At 69.5% G+C, this 15353-nt stretch carries 14 protein-coding genes; 4 read left to right on the plus strand and 10 right to left on the minus strand.

Features of this window, described 5'->3' with window-relative positions; all coding sequences use genetic code 11:
* Positions 1–7: 7 nt before the first annotated feature.
* Positions 8–1285 (minus strand): Na+/H+ antiporter NhaA, encoded by a 1278-nt coding sequence (gene nhaA, locus G528_RS0109345; protein ID WP_084638132.1) that lies wholly within the window; start codon positions 1283–1285, stop codon positions 8–10.
* A 166-nt stretch (positions 1286–1451) separates the two neighbouring features.
* Between nhaA and G528_RS0109350 the strand changes: the two genes are divergently transcribed.
* The 3 genes from G528_RS0109350 (at position 1452) to G528_RS0109360 (ending at position 4044) form a co-directional block, all read left to right on the plus strand.
* A complete protein-coding gene (locus G528_RS0109350) occupies positions 1452–2123 on the plus strand; it encodes an SAF domain-containing protein (protein ID WP_026918737.1) in 672 nt (223 codons plus the stop codon).
* Positions 2124–2358: 235 nt separating this feature from the next.
* Entirely contained in the window at positions 2359–3231 is an 873-nt protein-coding gene (locus tag G528_RS0109355; protein ID WP_026918738.1) for a large conductance mechanosensitive channel protein MscL, read from the plus strand.
* 129 nt (positions 3232–3360) lie between these two features.
* A complete protein-coding gene (locus tag G528_RS0109360; RefSeq protein ID WP_026918739.1) occupies positions 3361–4044 on the plus strand; it encodes a biliverdin-producing heme oxygenase in 684 nt (227 codons plus the stop codon).
* 12 nt (positions 4045–4056) lie between these two features.
* Here the strand turns inward: G528_RS0109360 and G528_RS17050 are convergent, their stop codons facing one another.
* The 7 genes from G528_RS17050 to G528_RS0109395 all read right to left on the minus strand — a co-directional run bounded on the left by G528_RS17050 (position 4057) and on the right by G528_RS0109395 (position 11198).
* Complete coding sequence (locus G528_RS17050) at positions 4057–4239, minus strand: hypothetical protein (RefSeq protein ID WP_035719583.1); 183 nt, start codon at positions 4237–4239, stop codon at positions 4057–4059.
* Positions 4229–4750, minus strand: a complete 522-nt coding sequence (locus tag G528_RS0109370; RefSeq protein WP_026918740.1) for a MogA/MoaB family molybdenum cofactor biosynthesis protein — start codon at positions 4748–4750, stop codon at positions 4229–4231. Before G528_RS0109370 ends, G528_RS17050 begins: the two co-directional genes overlap by 11 nt.
* Before the next feature lie 33 nt (positions 4751–4783).
* On the minus strand, positions 4784–6337 hold the full coding sequence (locus tag G528_RS17055) for a S1C family serine protease (RefSeq protein ID WP_084638133.1): 1554 nt from the start codon (positions 6335–6337) through the stop codon (positions 4784–4786).
* 96 nt (positions 6338–6433) lie between these two features.
* Entirely contained in the window at positions 6434–7864 is a 1431-nt protein-coding gene (locus tag G528_RS0109380; RefSeq protein ID WP_026918741.1) for a sensor histidine kinase, read from the minus strand.
* On the minus strand, positions 7864–8547 hold the full coding sequence (locus tag G528_RS0109385; RefSeq protein WP_026918742.1) for a response regulator transcription factor: 684 nt from the start codon (positions 8545–8547) through the stop codon (positions 7864–7866). The genes G528_RS0109380 and G528_RS0109385 overlap by 1 nt, the downstream gene beginning before the upstream one ends.
* Before the next feature lie 94 nt (positions 8548–8641).
* The gene (locus G528_RS0109390) at positions 8642–10237 is read right to left on the minus strand and encodes an FAD-dependent oxidoreductase (RefSeq protein WP_026918743.1); all 1596 of its coding nucleotides are present in this window, start codon (positions 10235–10237) and stop codon (positions 8642–8644) included.
* A 7-nt stretch (positions 10238–10244) separates the two neighbouring features.
* Entirely contained in the window at positions 10245–11198 is a 954-nt protein-coding gene (locus G528_RS0109395; protein WP_026918744.1) for an AurF N-oxygenase family protein, read from the minus strand.
* Positions 11199–11385: 187 nt separating this feature from the next.
* Here G528_RS0109395 and G528_RS0109400 point away from each other — a divergent pair, with 187 nt between their 5' ends.
* Complete coding sequence (locus G528_RS0109400; protein ID WP_026918745.1) at positions 11386–12156, plus strand: SDR family oxidoreductase; 771 nt, start codon at positions 11386–11388, stop codon at positions 12154–12156.
* Positions 12157–12234: 78 nt separating this feature from the next.
* On the opposite strand, the gene G528_RS0109405 is transcribed toward G528_RS0109400, so the two are convergent.
* Both G528_RS0109405 and G528_RS0109410 read right to left on the minus strand, forming a co-directional pair.
* Positions 12235–13824: a GMC family oxidoreductase gene (locus G528_RS0109405; RefSeq protein WP_026918746.1), complete on the minus strand. Its 1590-nt coding sequence runs from the start codon at positions 13822–13824 to the stop codon at positions 12235–12237.
* Entirely contained in the window at positions 13821–15329 is a 1509-nt protein-coding gene (locus G528_RS0109410) for an aldehyde dehydrogenase family protein (RefSeq protein ID WP_026918747.1), read from the minus strand. Before G528_RS0109410 ends, G528_RS0109405 begins: the two co-directional genes overlap by 4 nt.
* Positions 15330–15353: the final 24 nt, after the last annotated feature.

Raw genomic sequence — 15353 nt, forward strand, 5'->3', positions numbered from 1 at the left:
GTCGGCGTCACGACCCGAGGTCGACGGGAGTACCCGCCCAGTGACGCTTGCGGCGAGCGTCGACGCGGAGCATCACGGCGCCGAGGATCGCGGCCGCGAGCGAGCCCAGGAGGATGCCGACCTTGGCCGCCGGCTCGTGATCGGACGGAATGCCCGAGACGTGCGAGAACGACAGTTCGGCGATGAGCAGCGCGACGGTGAAGCCGATGCCGGTGAGGAAGCACACCGGGATCAGATCGCGAAGCGCGATCCCGTCGCCGAGGCGCAGCGGCGTCAACCGGGTGACCAGGAAGGTCGTCGTCATCACGCCGATCACCTTGCCGATCACCAGGCCGAGGAACACACCGACGCTCACCGGCTGGACGATGTGGCCGACGCCCACCACGGTGACGCCCGCCGACGCGAATGCGAACAGCGGCAGCGCGACCGCCGCCGACAGCGGGGCGATCGCCTCGCCGAGGCGTTCGGTGCGGGTCTCGGTCTCACCGTGCGCGAGCAGCGCGGGCACCGTGAAACCGAGGAGCACGCCGGCCACCGTGGAGTGCACACCGGACGCGTGGACGAAGCCCCACGCCACCAGGGCCAACGGGATCAGCAGCCACCAGGGCCTGCCCCGCAGGCGGACGACGACGCCGAACGCGACGATGGCCGCCAGGCCCGCCGCCAGCATCACGAAGTCGATGGTCTCGGTGTACACCGTCGCGATGACGATGATGCCCAGCAGGTCGTCGACGACGGCCAGGGTCATGAGGAACACCCGCAGTGCGGACGGCAGACCGCGGCCGAAGACCGCGAACACCGCGAGGGCGAAGGCGATGTCGGTGGCGGTGGGCGTGGCCCAGCCGCGGAGCGCATCGGGGTCGGGGCCGGCGACCACGGCGACGTAGATCAGCGCCGGAACCACCATGCCGCCGACCGCGGCCGCGATGGGGACGCCCGCCTGCTTCGGGTTCCGGAGGCTGCCGGCGACGAACTCGTGCTTCAGTTCCAGTCCGACGACGAAGAAGAAGATCGCCAGCAGTCCGTCTGCGGCCCACTGCGCGATGCTCAGGTGCAGGTCGAGTGATTCCGGGCCGATCTGGTAGTCGAGGAACGAGTGGTAGGAGTCGCGCCACGGCGAGTTCGCGAAACCGAACCCCAGGAGTGCCGCCACCAACAGGAGCACGCCGCCCTGCACATCGCCGGTCACCCAGTTGCGCAGTCGGGTCGCCAACGACGGGTCCGACGGTGCGGGAGCAGGAGAAGATGCGGGAGCAGGAGAATCCGGTGACAGGTCATCGCTCATGCTCACATCCTCGCAGACCGGTTCTCCTCACAAGGCCCTCATCCTTCCCGTCCGGCGCTGCCGCCACGAGCCCGGGATTGTGGAAATCGGGCCCTGCACAGCGGATCGGTCCACACCGGGCCGGTTCACGCGGCCATCACGGTCGCGAACGCCGACACTGGCCGACATGAACCCGCCGACCAGTCGGACCACACACCTGTCGCCCACGCCACTGGGGCGGGCGCGCACCCTCCTGTCGGGCGGCGGGTGGCGGTCGCTCCGGGTCCGCCGGAGCGTCGCCGTCCTCCTCGTCCTCGGGGCGGCCCTGCTCGTCGTGGTCGATCAACGTCGGCCCGACGCTCCGGCGCTCGTGGTGGCGGCCGTCGATCTCCGCCCCGGCGAGTACGTCACCGACGCGGATGTGGCGACCGCGCCGATCCCGACCGAGGCGGCTCCCGACGGGGCGCTCGTCGACACGACTGCGGCGATCGGCCGTCGCGTCACCGGTCCGATCCGTCGCGGCGAGGTGCTCACCGATCAGCGGCTCCTCACCTCACGGCTGCCGGCGGCGCTCACCGGGAATCGTTCGGCGCGGCTCGTCCCCGTGCGCCCCGCGGACGAATCGGTCGCGAGTCTGGTCCGACAGGGCGATCTGGTGGACGTTCTCGATGCCGACGCACGGGTGCTGGCGCGGGATGCGGTGGTCGCCGCGGCACCGCAGACCGGCGGCGACTCCTCGACGGCGGGCGGGCGGGGGCTCGGCGGCAGTCCGCCAATCCTGTTGGCGGTCGACGGCGACGCCGCCCGCCGGGTGGCCGCGACCGGGCTCGGCACGCCCCTCGCGCTGATCCTCCACTGATGCGGGCCCGAGTTCCCGCACGATCTCGACTGCGGCGGCGGCTCGACGTCGACGATGCACCGCACCGCGGTGAGGACGATGCACCGCACCGCGGTGAGGACGATGCACCGCACCGCGGGTGAGTGTGTGGCCGACATTCCCCATCGGAAATGCGCGAGCCTTATGCGCACACGCCACTCGGGAGTGGTTTAAACTCACGAATTGTCATAGACAACACCGAATCAGAGGGGAACCCGTGCTCAAGGGCTTTAAAGACTTCCTGATGCGGGGCAATGTCGTCGAGTTGGCCACCGCCGTCATCATCGGCGCGGCGTTCACCGGCATCGTCACGGCATTCACGGAAAAAATCATCAATCCACTCATCGCGACAATTCCCAGCGGGGATTGTGCACCGCCGCCGAGTTCCACCGCAGATGCAGGTCAGGCGGGTACGGATGCGGCCGCAACGGCCGCGAGCGGACCCCAGGTCTGTGGATTCGGATATCAAATCCTCGACGATAAGTCCGGCACCTACATGGACTTCGGATTCGTCATCTCGGCGATCATCAACTTCGTCATCGTCGCCGCCGTCGTGTACTTCCTGATCGTGGTTCCGTACAACAAGCTGAGCCAGCTCCGGAAGCTCGAAGAGACCGAAGAAGAAGACGAGTCGGCCGAACAGGTCGCACTGCTCACGCAGATCCGCGACGCGCTCGACCCGGGCGCCAAGCAGCGTCAGGCCGCAGAGGCTCGGGCCGCAGAGGTTCGGGCTGCAGAGGCTCGCGCTGCAGAGGCCGCGGCCGCAGGACCCCGCACCGCCACCCCGGCGCCCGCCGCTCCCGAGCAGCCGGGCGGTTACAGCGACCGCACGCAGACCATGCAGGTCCCGCCCCAGCAGCAGGCGCCCCAGCAGCAGCCGTCTCCCCAGCAGGCACCTCCCCAGCAGGCGCCCCAGCAGCCGGGCTTCACGCCGCCGGCCGGTCCGCCCAGCGGCGGGTTCCCGACGCCCAACCCGGCGCCGGGCGAGTACCCGCCACCGGGCAACCTGCCGCCCGGCCAGTACGCACCCGGCCAGTACCCGCCCCCTCCGGGGTCCGGTCAGGGCGAACCGCCCCGGCATTCGCGCTGACCCGCCACTGCGTCACCCGGTGCGCCCCCGTCGTTCGGCGGGGGCGCACTCGTGTCTCCCGCACATTCCGTTAGGCTCTCCTTAACGGTCCCGCGTGAGATCCAACCGGGGCAGCACGAAAGGAGCCTCATGACGGTCGCCACCCCGGACGTCACCCCCGACGCCACCACCCGACTCTCCACCGAGATGAAGCAGGGATCCCTCGTCGAACACGAGCAGGCCGAGAACTCGCAGTTCATGGCCGAACTGCTCGACGGTCGGATCAACGAGGCCGGGTACATCGACTATCTCCAGCGCCTCCGCATCGTGTACGAGGCGCTCGAGCGCACCTCTCGCGCACTGTCGACCGACCCGGTGATGGGTCGCATCGACGATCCCGCTCTCGACCGTCTCGCCGCGATCGACGCCGACCTCGCGGTCTGGCTCGACGGCGCCGCACCGCAGCCGGTGCACTCCCCCGCCGCGACGGCTTACGCCGCGCGCATCGAGGACTCCGCTTCGTGGGGCGGCCGCGTCCTCGCGCATCACTACACCCGCTACCTCGGCGACCTGTCGGGCGGCCTGGCGATCGGCCGCATCCTCGACCGCACGTTCGGTCTCGACGGTGCGGGACTGTCGTTCTACAGCTTCACCGCACTCGATGTCGCGACGAAGCCGTACAAGGACGCCTACCGGCGCACGCTCGACGAGATCGGTCACGAGCTCGACGCCGCCGACCGTTCGCGGATCGTCGACGAGGTGAAGGTCGCCTTCCGCCTCAACCACGAGCTGTTCGCCGAACTCGGCGCCGACATCGAGTCGTACCGGCGCTGACGCCCGGGATCGCTAACCCCCGTGATGCGGGGGACGGTTCTCGTCGTACCAGGCGCGACCCCGACCGGACGACCGCCGTTCCGACGGGTCCTCGATCACCTCGGGCAGATCGTCGCCGAAGACGGCGTCGAGCCGTCGGCGGCGACGCCACCGCTCCTCGGGGATCCCGGATTCAGAACGCGCCTCAGAACTCACTGATCGCCGCGATCACGTGGTGGGCAAGCGGGATCACGGTCGCCATCCCGTCCCTGACCGCGGCGCGGGAGTCGGCGAGGTTGACCACGACGGTCTGACCGGAGATGCCGGCCAACCCGCGGGAGAGTCCGGCGTCGGTGGCGCCGGCGGCGAGGCCCGAACTGCGCACGGCCTCCTCGATTCCGTGCAGCCGGCGGTCGATCAGCGACTCGGCCGCCTCCGGCGTCACGTCGCGGGGCCCGACGCCGACGCCGCCGACCGAGACCACCAGGTCGACGCCGCCGATCACGGCGGTGTTGATCGCATTGCGGATCTCCACCTCGTCGGCCGACACGGTGGTGGTCGCGTCGACGTGGAACTCGGCCTCCTCGAGCAGTTCCACCACCAACGCACCGAGACGGTCGGCGGCGTCGCCGCCGTCGGCCTGATCGTCGACCACCACGACGAGCGAACGCGGGGTGGCGATCCCGCGCACGACGGCTTCGGCTTCGGCTTCAGCGGCGTCAATCATGTTCGGACCCTTCCTCATTCGAGAGTGCTCTGGTCAGCTGGTTCCCAGCTTCACATCCGCAGTGCGGTTTCCCTGCCCGCCGACGCTGTAGGTGATCTTCACGTTATCCCCTGGAGCGTACGAACGGATAGCGGCGACGAGCGCATTGGCCGATCCGATCGGCCGGTCGTCGACCTTGGTGATGATGGCGTCCTTGGGGATGCCCGCTTGTTCGGCCGCGCCGCCGCGGACCACGCCGACCACCTGCGCGCCGGCACGTTCCGCATCCGAGCTGGGAAGGACGTTGACGCCGAGGCTGGCCTGCTGCACCTTCTCCCCCTGACGCAGCCGTTCGGCGATGCGCATGGCCTGATCCACCGGGATCGCGAAGCCGAGGCCGATGCTGCCTGCGCGTTCCGAGTCGCCGCCGACGGTCGCGATCGCGGAGTTGATCCCGATCAACGCGCCGTTGGCGTTGATGAGGGCGCCGCCGGAGTTGCCCGGGTTGATGGCGGCATCGGTCTGGATGGCGTCCATCACGGTCTCGAGTCGGCCGTCCTCACCGGCGGTCGACACGGGACGGTTGAGTGCACTGATGATGCCGGTGGTCACGGTGCCCTCGAGGCCGAGGGGCGAGCCGATCGCGATGACCTCCTGGCCGACCTTCAGATTGCCCGACTTGCCGATGGTGATCGGCGAGAGACCGTTCCGGTCCGCCTTGATCACGGCGATGTCGGAGGCCGGGTCGGCGCCGAGCATCTTGGCCCGTGCCCGGCTGCCGTCGCTGAAGCTGACGAGGATGTCGTTCGGCGCGGCGCTGCCCCCACCGGTGATCACGTGATTGTTGGTCAGGATCACGCCGTCGGAGCTGAGGATCACACCCGACCCCGTGCTCACCGACCGGCCGACCTGCGCCGAGATCGCGACGACGGACGGGAGGACTCGCTGGGCGACGTCCTGCACCGATCCCGGTTTGGAGTCGGGCTGCTCGGTCTGGGTGGGTCCGGTCGCGACGGTGCTCTGCGACGATTCGACGGAGGATGAGTTGCGGGCGGCGATCACTCCGCCGGCGGCACCGGCGCCGCCGGCGATGACGGCCACCGCGAGGGCGCCGATGACGAGCTTCTTGCCCGGCCCGCCGGAGGACGGCCCGCCCGAGCCCGGGGCCGGGTGGGCGGGAGGCGGACCGCCGGGGCCGGGAGCCCCGATCGGGTACTGGCCGGTCGGGATCTGGCCCGTCGGAAACTGGCCCGTCGGGTACTGGCCGGTCGGGTGCTGGCCGGTCGGGTACTGGCCCGGCTGCTGCTGTCCGGCGGCCGCAAAGCGGCCGGTCCAGCCCGGTCCGGCACCATACTGGGGATTCCCGTACTGAGTCGGCCCGTACTGAGTCGCCCCGTACTGAGTCGACCCGTAGTGGGGATTCCCGTAGTGCTGCTGGTCTCGCTGCTGTTGATCGCGCTGCTGCGACTCGGCGGCGCCGGCGCCGAACGACCCCGCATCGCGCTCACCCTGCGTCTCACGGTCGGACGGGACGGCGTGCTGCGACGTCTGCGCGTCGGTCGGCGTCCATTCCTCGTGAGGATTCTCGGGCTGGTCTCCGTTCGTCATGGATTTCAGCGTATTGCACTTTTCTGTGAGGTGTTTCAACGGTCGTTGCCAACATGGTCCGGGTTTCCTGTCAGGTCCCTGTACGTGCGGCCGACGTCAGCGACGGACCACCACGGGATCGGGCTCGGTGTGATGCCCGAGTCCGGGAAGCCGCATCACGATGAGCGCACCGCCCTCCTCGGACACCCCCGCCGACACCGACCCGCCGAGCCGGGTCACGACCTGCCGGACGATCGCCAGCCCGAGCCCCGACCCGGGCATCGACCGCGTCGAATCGGCCCGGTAGAACCGCTCGAAGACCATCTCGCGGTCCTCCGGCGCGATCCCGGGCCCGGCGTCGGCGACCCGCAGCTCGGCCGTCGCCGGCCCCACCTGCTCCAGCGTGACCCGGACCGAACGCCCCGGCGGGCTCCACTTGGCGGCGTTGTCGAGCACGTTGAGGACCGCGCGGGAGAGCCCGTGCTCCTCACCGAACACGAACCAGTCGGTGTCGGTGGCGACATCGAAGTCGATGTCGGCGCGCCTGCGGCGGACACGCTCGAGCGCGCCGTCGATCACGTCGACCACCGACACCTCCCGATGCACGGCCTCCAGCGCGTCATCGCGCGCCAGGTCGACCAGATCACCGACCAGCGTCGAGAGCTCCTCGATCTGGGCCATCACATCCGACCGCAACTCCACCATGTCGGCGGCCGGGACCTCCGGCGCACCCGGCTCGCTCATCGCGATGAGCAGCTCGAGGTTGGTGCGCAACGAGGTCAGCGGTGTCTTCAACTCGTGGCCGGCGTCGGCCACGAGGCGCGCCTGCTGGTCACGCGACTCCGCGAGCGCCCGCAGCATCGTGTTGAAGCTCTCGGTGAGGCGGGCCAGCTCGTCCTTGCCCGTCACCGGAATCGGCCGCAGATCCTGCGTCCGCGCGACCCGCTCGGCGGCCGCGGTCAACCTGGTCACCGGACGCAGACCGGTCCGGGCCACCGCGGTCCCGGCGAGCGCCGCGAACACCACGCCGACACCGCCCGCGATGAACAGCACCGAGGCGAGCCGCGCCAGCACCGCGTCCGTCCGGTCGAGCGGCTGCGCGAGGATCAGGGTGCTGCCGTCCTGCTGCTTGCGCGCCAGCACGCGCCGATTGCCCTCGGTCCGCAGGTTCTGATGGATCCGCCCGTCGTGTGCCGGCGCCTCCATGATCGCCATCTCCTCATCGCCGAGGGTCGGCAGATCGCCGACGACGATGACGTGACCGTCCGCCTCGATGAGGGCCACCGAGACCGACGTGGAGAACACGGTGCCGATGAGCGCCGTCTTGCGGTCCTCGTCCTGGCTGAGCCGCCCCGCGTTCGACAACGCGGTGAGCCCGTCGGCGCGCGCGGTGAGCTGGGCGTCGACGTCGTTGTACATCGACCGGGAGACGACGAAGTACGCGGCACCCGCCATCAGCGACGCCGACAGCAGGACCACCGCGGCCGCCAGCAGGCCGACACGGTTGCGCAGTGAGACCGATCGAGTGATGCGGAGGGGACCCCGCACTACGCCGTGCTCTCACGCAGCACGTATCCCACGCCGCGCACGGTGTGGATGAGCCGCGACTCGCCGTCGGCCTCCGTCTTGCGACGCAGGTAGCCGATGTAGACCTCGAGAGCGTTGCCCGATGTCGGGAAGTCGTATCCCCACACCTCCTCGAGGATGCGGCTGCGGGTCAACACGCGCTTCGGGTTGCTCATCAGCATCTCCAGCAGCGCGAACTCCGTGCGGGTCAGGCTGATCTGCCGCTCGCCGCGAGTGACGTCCCGCGTGACGGGGTCGAGGGTCAGATCGGCGAACGAGACCGCCTCGGACTCGTCCTCCTCCCGCGTGGTGCGCCGCAGCAGCGATCGCAGTCGAGCGAGCAGTTCCTCCAGCGCGAAGGGCTTGGGCAGGTAGTCGTCGGCGCCCGCGTCCAGTCCGCTCACCCGCTCGGACACCGAATCGCGAGCCGTCAACACCAGGATCGGCAGGTCGTCGCCCGCCGACCGCAGGCGACGGCAGACCTCCAGACCGTCCAGGCGCGGCATCATCACGTCCAGGACCATCAGATCCGGACGCTCCGCGATCACCTTCTCCAGAGCTTCGAGGCCGTCTCCGGCCGTCTCGACGGTGTACCCGTTGAACGTCAGCGAACGCCGCAGTGACTCGCGGACGGCACGGTCGTCGTCGACCACAAGGATGCGCATGCCTACCAGTTTTATCCCCACAACTGAGATTCGACTGAGCAAACGCCGATTCCGACTCCGCCGGCCGGTCGCCGGCGGTCAGCGGCGCCGGCGGTCAGCGGCGCCGACGCCCGGCCGCCGACAGCATGTCGCCGACTTCGGTGAACTTGACCCGTGGTCGCCCCTGCTCGGCGCCGCGCTCCCGCTCCCGCCGGTCGATGGCCGCGATCCCCCGGTAACCGACCGCCTTGCGCTGGCGGCGGTCCAGGAGCTCACCGAAGGCCTCCGGTTCGGCGGTCGCGCGCGGCAACCCCTGTGCGGCGTCCGCGATGAACGATTCGACCGTCGCGACGGCGTGGAGCTTGTTGGCGCCGATGCCGCCGGTGGAGCCGCGGGCCGCCCACCCGAGCACGTACGCGCCGGGGATCACCGCGCCGTCGGCGTCGGTGAGTCGACCCTCGTCCGTGGTCGGGAAGTGCCCGGCCGCGTCGTCGAACGGCAGACCGCCGATCGGCGACGAGCGGTATCCGATCGATCGGATCAGCAGATCCGTGGAGATCGGGTGACGGTTCTCGCCGGTCGTCACCGTCACCGTGTCGAGGAGACCGTCGGGTGAGGCCGACGCCTCCTGCGGCGAGGTGTGGAACAGGAAGACGATGCGCCTGCGGTCCGGCGACGCCGGCCGGTCGAGCCCCCACTGCGACGGATCGGCCGCCGGATCGTCGTGCACCACGACGTCGACGCCGTCGAGGACCGACAGCGCCCGGTACTCGGCGCCGGTGTAGGCCGCCGAGTCCTGTCCGCGACGGCCGAGGACGACCACCTCGTGGATGTTCTGTCGGTGCAGCAGGTCGAGCGCGCGGTCGGCGATGTCCGTGGTCGCGAGCAGTTCGGGCGGCGAGACGAGGATCCGCGCCACGTCGAGCGCCACGTTGCCCGTCCCGACCACCACGGCCCGGCCGGAGCCGTCGGTCGGGATCTGCGGCCCCTGCGCTCCGGGCACGGCGTTGTACCAGGCCACCAGGTCGGTCGCCGACATCGATCCGGGCAGGTCCTCGCCCGGGATGCCGAGACTGCGGGCCTGCGAGGCGCCGACCGCATAGAAGACGGCGTCGAAGTGCTCCGACAGCTCCGCCGGGGTGATCTGACCGCGTGCCGGGTCGGGACCGATCTCGACGTTCGTCGCCATCGTGACCCGCGGGTCGCGATACAGCAGGTCGAACGACTTCATGACGTCCTTGGTGCTCGGATGGTCGGGGGCGACGCCCGCACGCACCAGACCCCCGGGCGTCGGGAGCTTGTCGAACACCGTCACCCGCGCGTCGGTGCGCCCCAGGACCGTCCGCAGCGCGTAGCCGCCCGACGGTCCCGTGCCGACGATCGCGACGCGCAGATCGCGGGGCAGCCGCGGGATCTCCGGATAGACGACGTCGGTCCATCCCGACGAGATGTCCGGGTTGTCCCGGTAGTAGTTCGCGTTGATCTCGATGAAGATCTTGTCCCGGTCGCTCAATCGGTCGGCGGGATAGATCGCGTTCACCGGGCACGCGTCGGCGCAGGCACCGCAGTCGATGCACGCTTCGGGGTCGATGTGCAGGATGTCGGACGTCCCGAAACCACGTTCCTCGGGTGTCGGGTGGATGCAGTTCACCGGACACACCGAGACGCACGCGGCGTCACTGCAGCATGACTGGGTGATGACGAACGCCACGGGACTCCTAGATCATGTGCGCCCGGCGGTAGTACCGCAGAGCGGGCTTGGTCAGGAGCCCGACCTCGTCGAGGAACTCCATCAGGTGGGTGCAGCTGCTCCGGATCATCGCCTGGAAGTGGCTGTTGGTCCGGCGTTCGGCCATGGCACGGTGCACGTCGAGGCCGGCGTCGGCGTAGGCCTGCGGTTGGACCAGGCTCGTGACGATCATGTACGCGCCCGCGGCCACCGCGAGGGCACTGAACTGGCGGCGGGCCCAGCCGATCCCCTTGACCGCATCGCGGACCTCTTCGCGCGCATACTTCATGTGGCGCGACTCCTCGAGGACGTGGATCTCGTTGACGGTGCGGATGAACGGCAGCACCCGGTCGTCCCGCATGCATCCGCGCTGGAAGACGTCGAGGATCTCCTCGGCGACGAGGATCCCCGCGTACGCGACCTCGTTCTTCGCGGTCACCTTGAAGATCTTGCCGAGTCGGGCGACGGTCGGGTGGGGCCGGTACGAGGTGCCGACCATCTTCTCGGACGCCTTGGCGAACATCAGCGAGTGTCGGCACTCGTCGGCGACCTCCACCAGGGCGAACTGGTATTCGGCGGAGTGATAGTCGCCGACGTAGTGGTCGCGCAGCACCATCTCCTGGAGGATCATCTCGAACCAGATGCCGATGTTCATGATCGAGGCGAACTCGTGACGGGTGAGGCTCACCCGCTGCTCCTCGGTCATCTCGTTCCAGTAGTCGGTGCCGTACAGGGTCGACCACTCGGGGCTGCAGCCGTGCTTGTCCGGCTCCATCGGCTGCGACCAGTCGATCTCGGTCATCGCATTGCGGGAGAGTCGAGCGGCCGACTTCAGGAGGCGTTCGGACACCTGCTCGGACCCCTCGTCGCGCATGCTGACCACCGTGCGGTCCGCGGGCTCGTCCCCGTCGAGAACCGAGGGGCTGTTCATCGCTGCAGTCATCGTCGACCTCCGTGATGCGTGGTGCTGCGTGGCGGTGACGCATTGTTGCCATCACCCTTTGTTACAACATCTATTGTCACGGTATCAGCCCCTTGCGGGGCAGTAAACCGTCTGCAAGGCTTACTACTCAGTAACATCCGTGTTCGGCCTGTCGATGCAGGTCGGCGTAGACGAGTCGGGAGTCGACATGCCATCGATCTTCATCACCGGCGGTGCCGCGGGCATCGGATTGGCCACCGCCGAACACTTCGCCGCCCGCGGCTGGACGGTCGGCGTCTACGACGTCAGCGAGGACGCCCTCGCCGCCGTCTCCGCGGCCCACCCCGACATCGTCACCGGCGTCCTCGACGTCCGCGACCCCGAACAGTGGGACAAGGCCCTGGCCGAGTTCACCGCCCGCACCGGCGGCACCCTCGACGTCCTCGACAACAACGCGGGCATCCTCGTCGCCGGCGACCTCACCGACATCTCGACCGACGCGATCAAGGCGCAGATCGAGATCGACGCGCTCGGCGTCACCTACGGCGCCCGGGCCGCCCACCCCTACCTCAAGGCGACCCCCGGATCCCACCTGGTGAACATCGCCTCGGCCTCGGCGATCTACGGGCAGCCCGGCATCGCCACCTACAGCGCGTCCAAGTTCTACGTCGCCGGTCTCACCGAGGCGCTCGAACTCGAATGGGAGGGCGACGACATCCGCGTCGTCAGCATCTGGCCGCTGTGGGCCAAGACCGCGCTGGCCGACACCGACGCCAAGTCGACCCAGACCCTCGGCATCCGCATCACTCCCGAGCAGGTCGCCGAGAAGGTCTGGGATTCGGTGCACCCGACCGCGTCCGATCGCCTGCTGCGCCGCACCAGCTACTCGGTGGGCCTGCAGACCACGGTCCTGGGCAACGCCGCCAAGTTCATCCCGAACGTGCTCAACCGGACGGTCAACAAGTTCCTGTCCGTGTGACGCACCCGCGAACACGACTTCGGCGATCTTCCGGCTCCACAGAACCGGAAGATCGCCGAAGTTCTTCTCAGCCCCGAATCAGCGGCCCCGAATCAGGTCGGCGCAGCGTTCGCCGACCATCATCACCGTGATGTTGGGATTCACCGACGTGTGCTCGGGGAAGATCGAGGCGTCGGCGACTCGAAGCCCCTCGACACCCTTCACCCGCAGCTCGGCGTCCACCGGCGCGTCATCCGACGCGCCCATCGCCACCGACCCCACCGGGTGATAGACGGTGTTGTGGGTCCGCTCGATGTACGCCTGCAGGTCGGCGTCACTGTCCGCATCCGGCCCCGGGAACAGTTCGCGCCCCGTCCAGCCGGCCATCGCCGGCTGCCGGGCGATCTCGCGGGCACGCCGGATGCCCTCGGTCATGATCCGCAGGTCGTAGCCCTCCGGGTCCGAGAAGTACCGCGGATCCACCAGCGGTTTGTCGCGGAAGTCCCGCGACCGCAGCCGCACCGTCCCCCGCGACCGCGCATGCGTCACGTTCGGCGTGAGGCAGAAGACGTTCTCCGCCGTCGGGTACCCTTGACGCAGCGTGTGCATGTCGAACGGCACGCTGCCGTAGTGCATCATCAGGTCCGGGCGATCCAGCCCCGAGTCCACGGTGTCGAAGATGCCGATCTCCCACCACTGCGTCGACGTCTCGACCATCGGCGCGAGCGCCTCCCACGAGACCACCCCCTCGGGGTGATCCTGCAGGTTCGATCCCACGCCGGGCGAATCCATGAGCACGTCGACACCCAGACCCGCGAGGTGCTCGGCGGGCCCGATGCCCGAGAGCATCAGCAGCTTGGGACTGTCGATCGCGCCGGCCGACAGGACCAGCTCCCGTGCGCTGCGGATCACCTGAGTCCTGCCGAACTGGTTGTCGACGACCTCCACGCCGACGCACCGCAGTCCGTCGAACAGGAGCCGCTTGGCCCGCAGACCCGTCAGCAGGGTGAAGTTCTCGCGATCGACGATCGGATGGATGTACGACACCGACGACGACGACCGGACCCCGTCCGGGCGACTGTTGATCTGGAAGAAGTTCGCACCCCGGGTGACCGTCGTCCCGGCGTTGAACGTGACGGTCGGGATCCCGTACTGACCGGCCGCCTCGAGCAGCGCGACACCGCACGGATCGACCGGCGGGATGTTCATCAAGTTCACCGGGCCGCTGTCACCGTGGTGCGGCGCATCGGGGCCGGCGTCCTCGTTGGTCTCCATCCGCTTCAGGACCGGCCAGAGCGCCTCCGCGTTCCATCCGGTCGCCCCGAAACGGCTCTCCCACTCGTCGAGGTCCTCGGCGGGCGGCCAGAACGCGATGCACGAGTTGTGCGACGAGCAGCCGCCGAGCACCTTGGCCCGCGAATGCCGCATGAACGAGTTGCCGTGATCCTGCGGCTCGATCGGATAATCCCAGTCGTATCCCGATTCGAGCAGTTCCATCCACCGGTTGAGCTGCAACACCTCGTCGACCCCGCGGTCGTCGGGTCCGGCCTCGATCAGCGCGACCGAGACCGAGGGGTCCTCCGACAGCCTCGCCGCCACGGCACAGCCACCGGATCCACCTCCGACGACCACGTAGTCGAACTCCCTGACGCCTGCCGCACTCGCGGCCGCCTGCGACTCGGTACTCATCTGCGCTCCTCCTCCCGGCGGTCGGCGAACCATCCGGTCACCGCCGGTGCGATGTTCTGATACACGTGCTTGGCCTCGCGGTACTCGTCGAGACCCGTCGGACCAAGTTCCCGTCCGACTCCGGACTGCCCGAAACCACCCCACTCCGCCTGCGGGAGGTACGGGTGGAAGTCGTTGATCCAGACGGTGCCGTGACGGAGACGGTTCGCGATCCGCTGGGCGCGCCCCGCGTCCTGCGTCCACACCGCTCCGGCGAGACCGTAATCGGTGTCGTTCGCGATCCGCACCGCATCGTCCTCGTCGGTGAACGTCTCGACGGTGACCACGGGCCCGAAGGCCTCGTCGCGCACCACCGACATCCCCGCGCGGACGCCGTCGATCACGGTCGGCAGGTAGTAGTACCCGGCGTCGAGATCGGTCTGGCCCGACCGCCCGGTCGCGAACGCCCCGCCGCAGCGGACCCGCGCCCCCTCGGCGACACCCGCCTGAACGTAGGCGTGCACCTTGTCGCGGTGGTCCGCCGAGATCAGCGGCCCGGTCTCCGCCGCATCGTCGAACGGTCCGCCCAACACGATGTGCCCGGCGCGGTCGACGAGCGCGTCGACGAACCGCTCGGCGATCGAGTCCTGCACCACGAGACGGGCGCCCGCCGAGCAGACCTGCCCGGAGTGGACGAACGCGGCGTTGAGCGCATTGTCGAGGGCCGCTTCGAAGTCGGCGTCGGCGAACACCACGTTCGGGTTCTTGCCGCCGAGTTCCAGGGCGACCTTCTTGACGGTCGCCGCGGCCGACGCGGCGACCACGCGGCCGGTCACCAGGCCGCCGGTGAACGACACCAGGTCGACGTCCGGATGCGACGACAGCGGGGCGCCCGCCGTCGCGCCGGCACCGGTCACCAGATTCGCCACGCCCGCCGGTAGACCGAGATCGGCGAGCAGCCGCATCGTGAGGATCGCGGTGTGCGGCGTCAGCTCGGCCGGTTTGAGGACGAACGAGCAGCCCGCCGCGAGGGCCGGGGCGATCTTCCACGCGGCCTGCAGCAGCGGATAGTTCCAGGGGGTGATGAGCCCGCAGACGCCGACCGGCTCGTACTGGATCCGGCTGACGACCGCCTCCGATCCGGCGTCGACCACGCGGCCGCCGTCGTGCGCGCCGATGTCCGCGAAGTAGTCGAAGCAGGCGGCGATGTCATCCATGTCGAGTCGCGCCTCGACGATCCGCTTGCCGGTGTCGAGCGCCTCGGCCCGCGCGAACTCCTCGCGCCGATCGCGGATGCCGGCCGCCGTGCGCCGCAGCAGATCGCACCGCTGGGCGGCGGGCACCGAAGCCCAGCGTCGGTCGTCGAACGCCGCGCGCGCCGCCGCGATCGCGCGGAGCGTGTCCTGCTCGCCGGCCTCACTGACGGTCGCGACCAGCGAGCCGTCCGCGGGGCAGTGGATGTCGCGGGTGGCCCCGTCGGTGGCGGGGACCCACTCCCCGTCGATGAACAGCGTTGCTGGATTCACACTCTCTCCCTCAGTCGTCTCGAT

The sequence above is a fragment of the Gordonia shandongensis DSM 45094 genome (genome assembly GCF_000423025.1).
Lineage (GTDB): Bacteria > Actinomycetota > Actinomycetes > Mycobacteriales > Mycobacteriaceae > Gordonia > Gordonia shandongensis.

Excerpts from the sequence above, each read along its gene's own strand:
- G528_RS0109385 (WP_026918742.1), bottom strand. The coding sequence starts at position 8,547 with ATGCGCATCCTTGTGGTCGACGACGACCGTGCCGTCCGCGAGTCACTG.
- G528_RS0109360 (WP_026918739.1), top strand. The coding sequence starts at position 3,361 with ATGACGGTCGCCACCCCGGACGTCACCCCCGACGCCACCACCCGACTC.
- G528_RS0109400 (WP_026918745.1), top strand. The coding sequence starts at position 11,386 with ATGCCATCGATCTTCATCACCGGCGGTGCCGCGGGCATCGGATTGGCC.
- G528_RS0109370 (WP_026918740.1), bottom strand. The coding sequence starts at position 4,750 with ATGATTGACGCCGCTGAAGCCGAAGCCGAAGCCGTCGTGCGCGGGATC.
- G528_RS0109350 (WP_026918737.1), top strand. The coding sequence starts at position 1,452 with ATGAACCCGCCGACCAGTCGGACCACACACCTGTCGCCCACGCCACTG.
- G528_RS0109395 (WP_026918744.1), bottom strand. The coding sequence starts at position 11,198 with ATGACTGCAGCGATGAACAGCCCCTCGGTTCTCGACGGGGACGAGCCC.
- nhaA (WP_084638132.1), bottom strand. The coding sequence starts at position 1,285 with ATGAGCGATGACCTGTCACCGGATTCTCCTGCTCCCGCATCTTCTCCT.
- G528_RS0109405 (WP_026918746.1), bottom strand. The coding sequence starts at position 13,824 with ATGAGTACCGAGTCGCAGGCGGCCGCGAGTGCGGCAGGCGTCAGGGAG.
- G528_RS17055 (WP_084638133.1), bottom strand. The coding sequence starts at position 6,337 with ATGACGAACGGAGACCAGCCCGAGAATCCTCACGAGGAATGGACGCCG.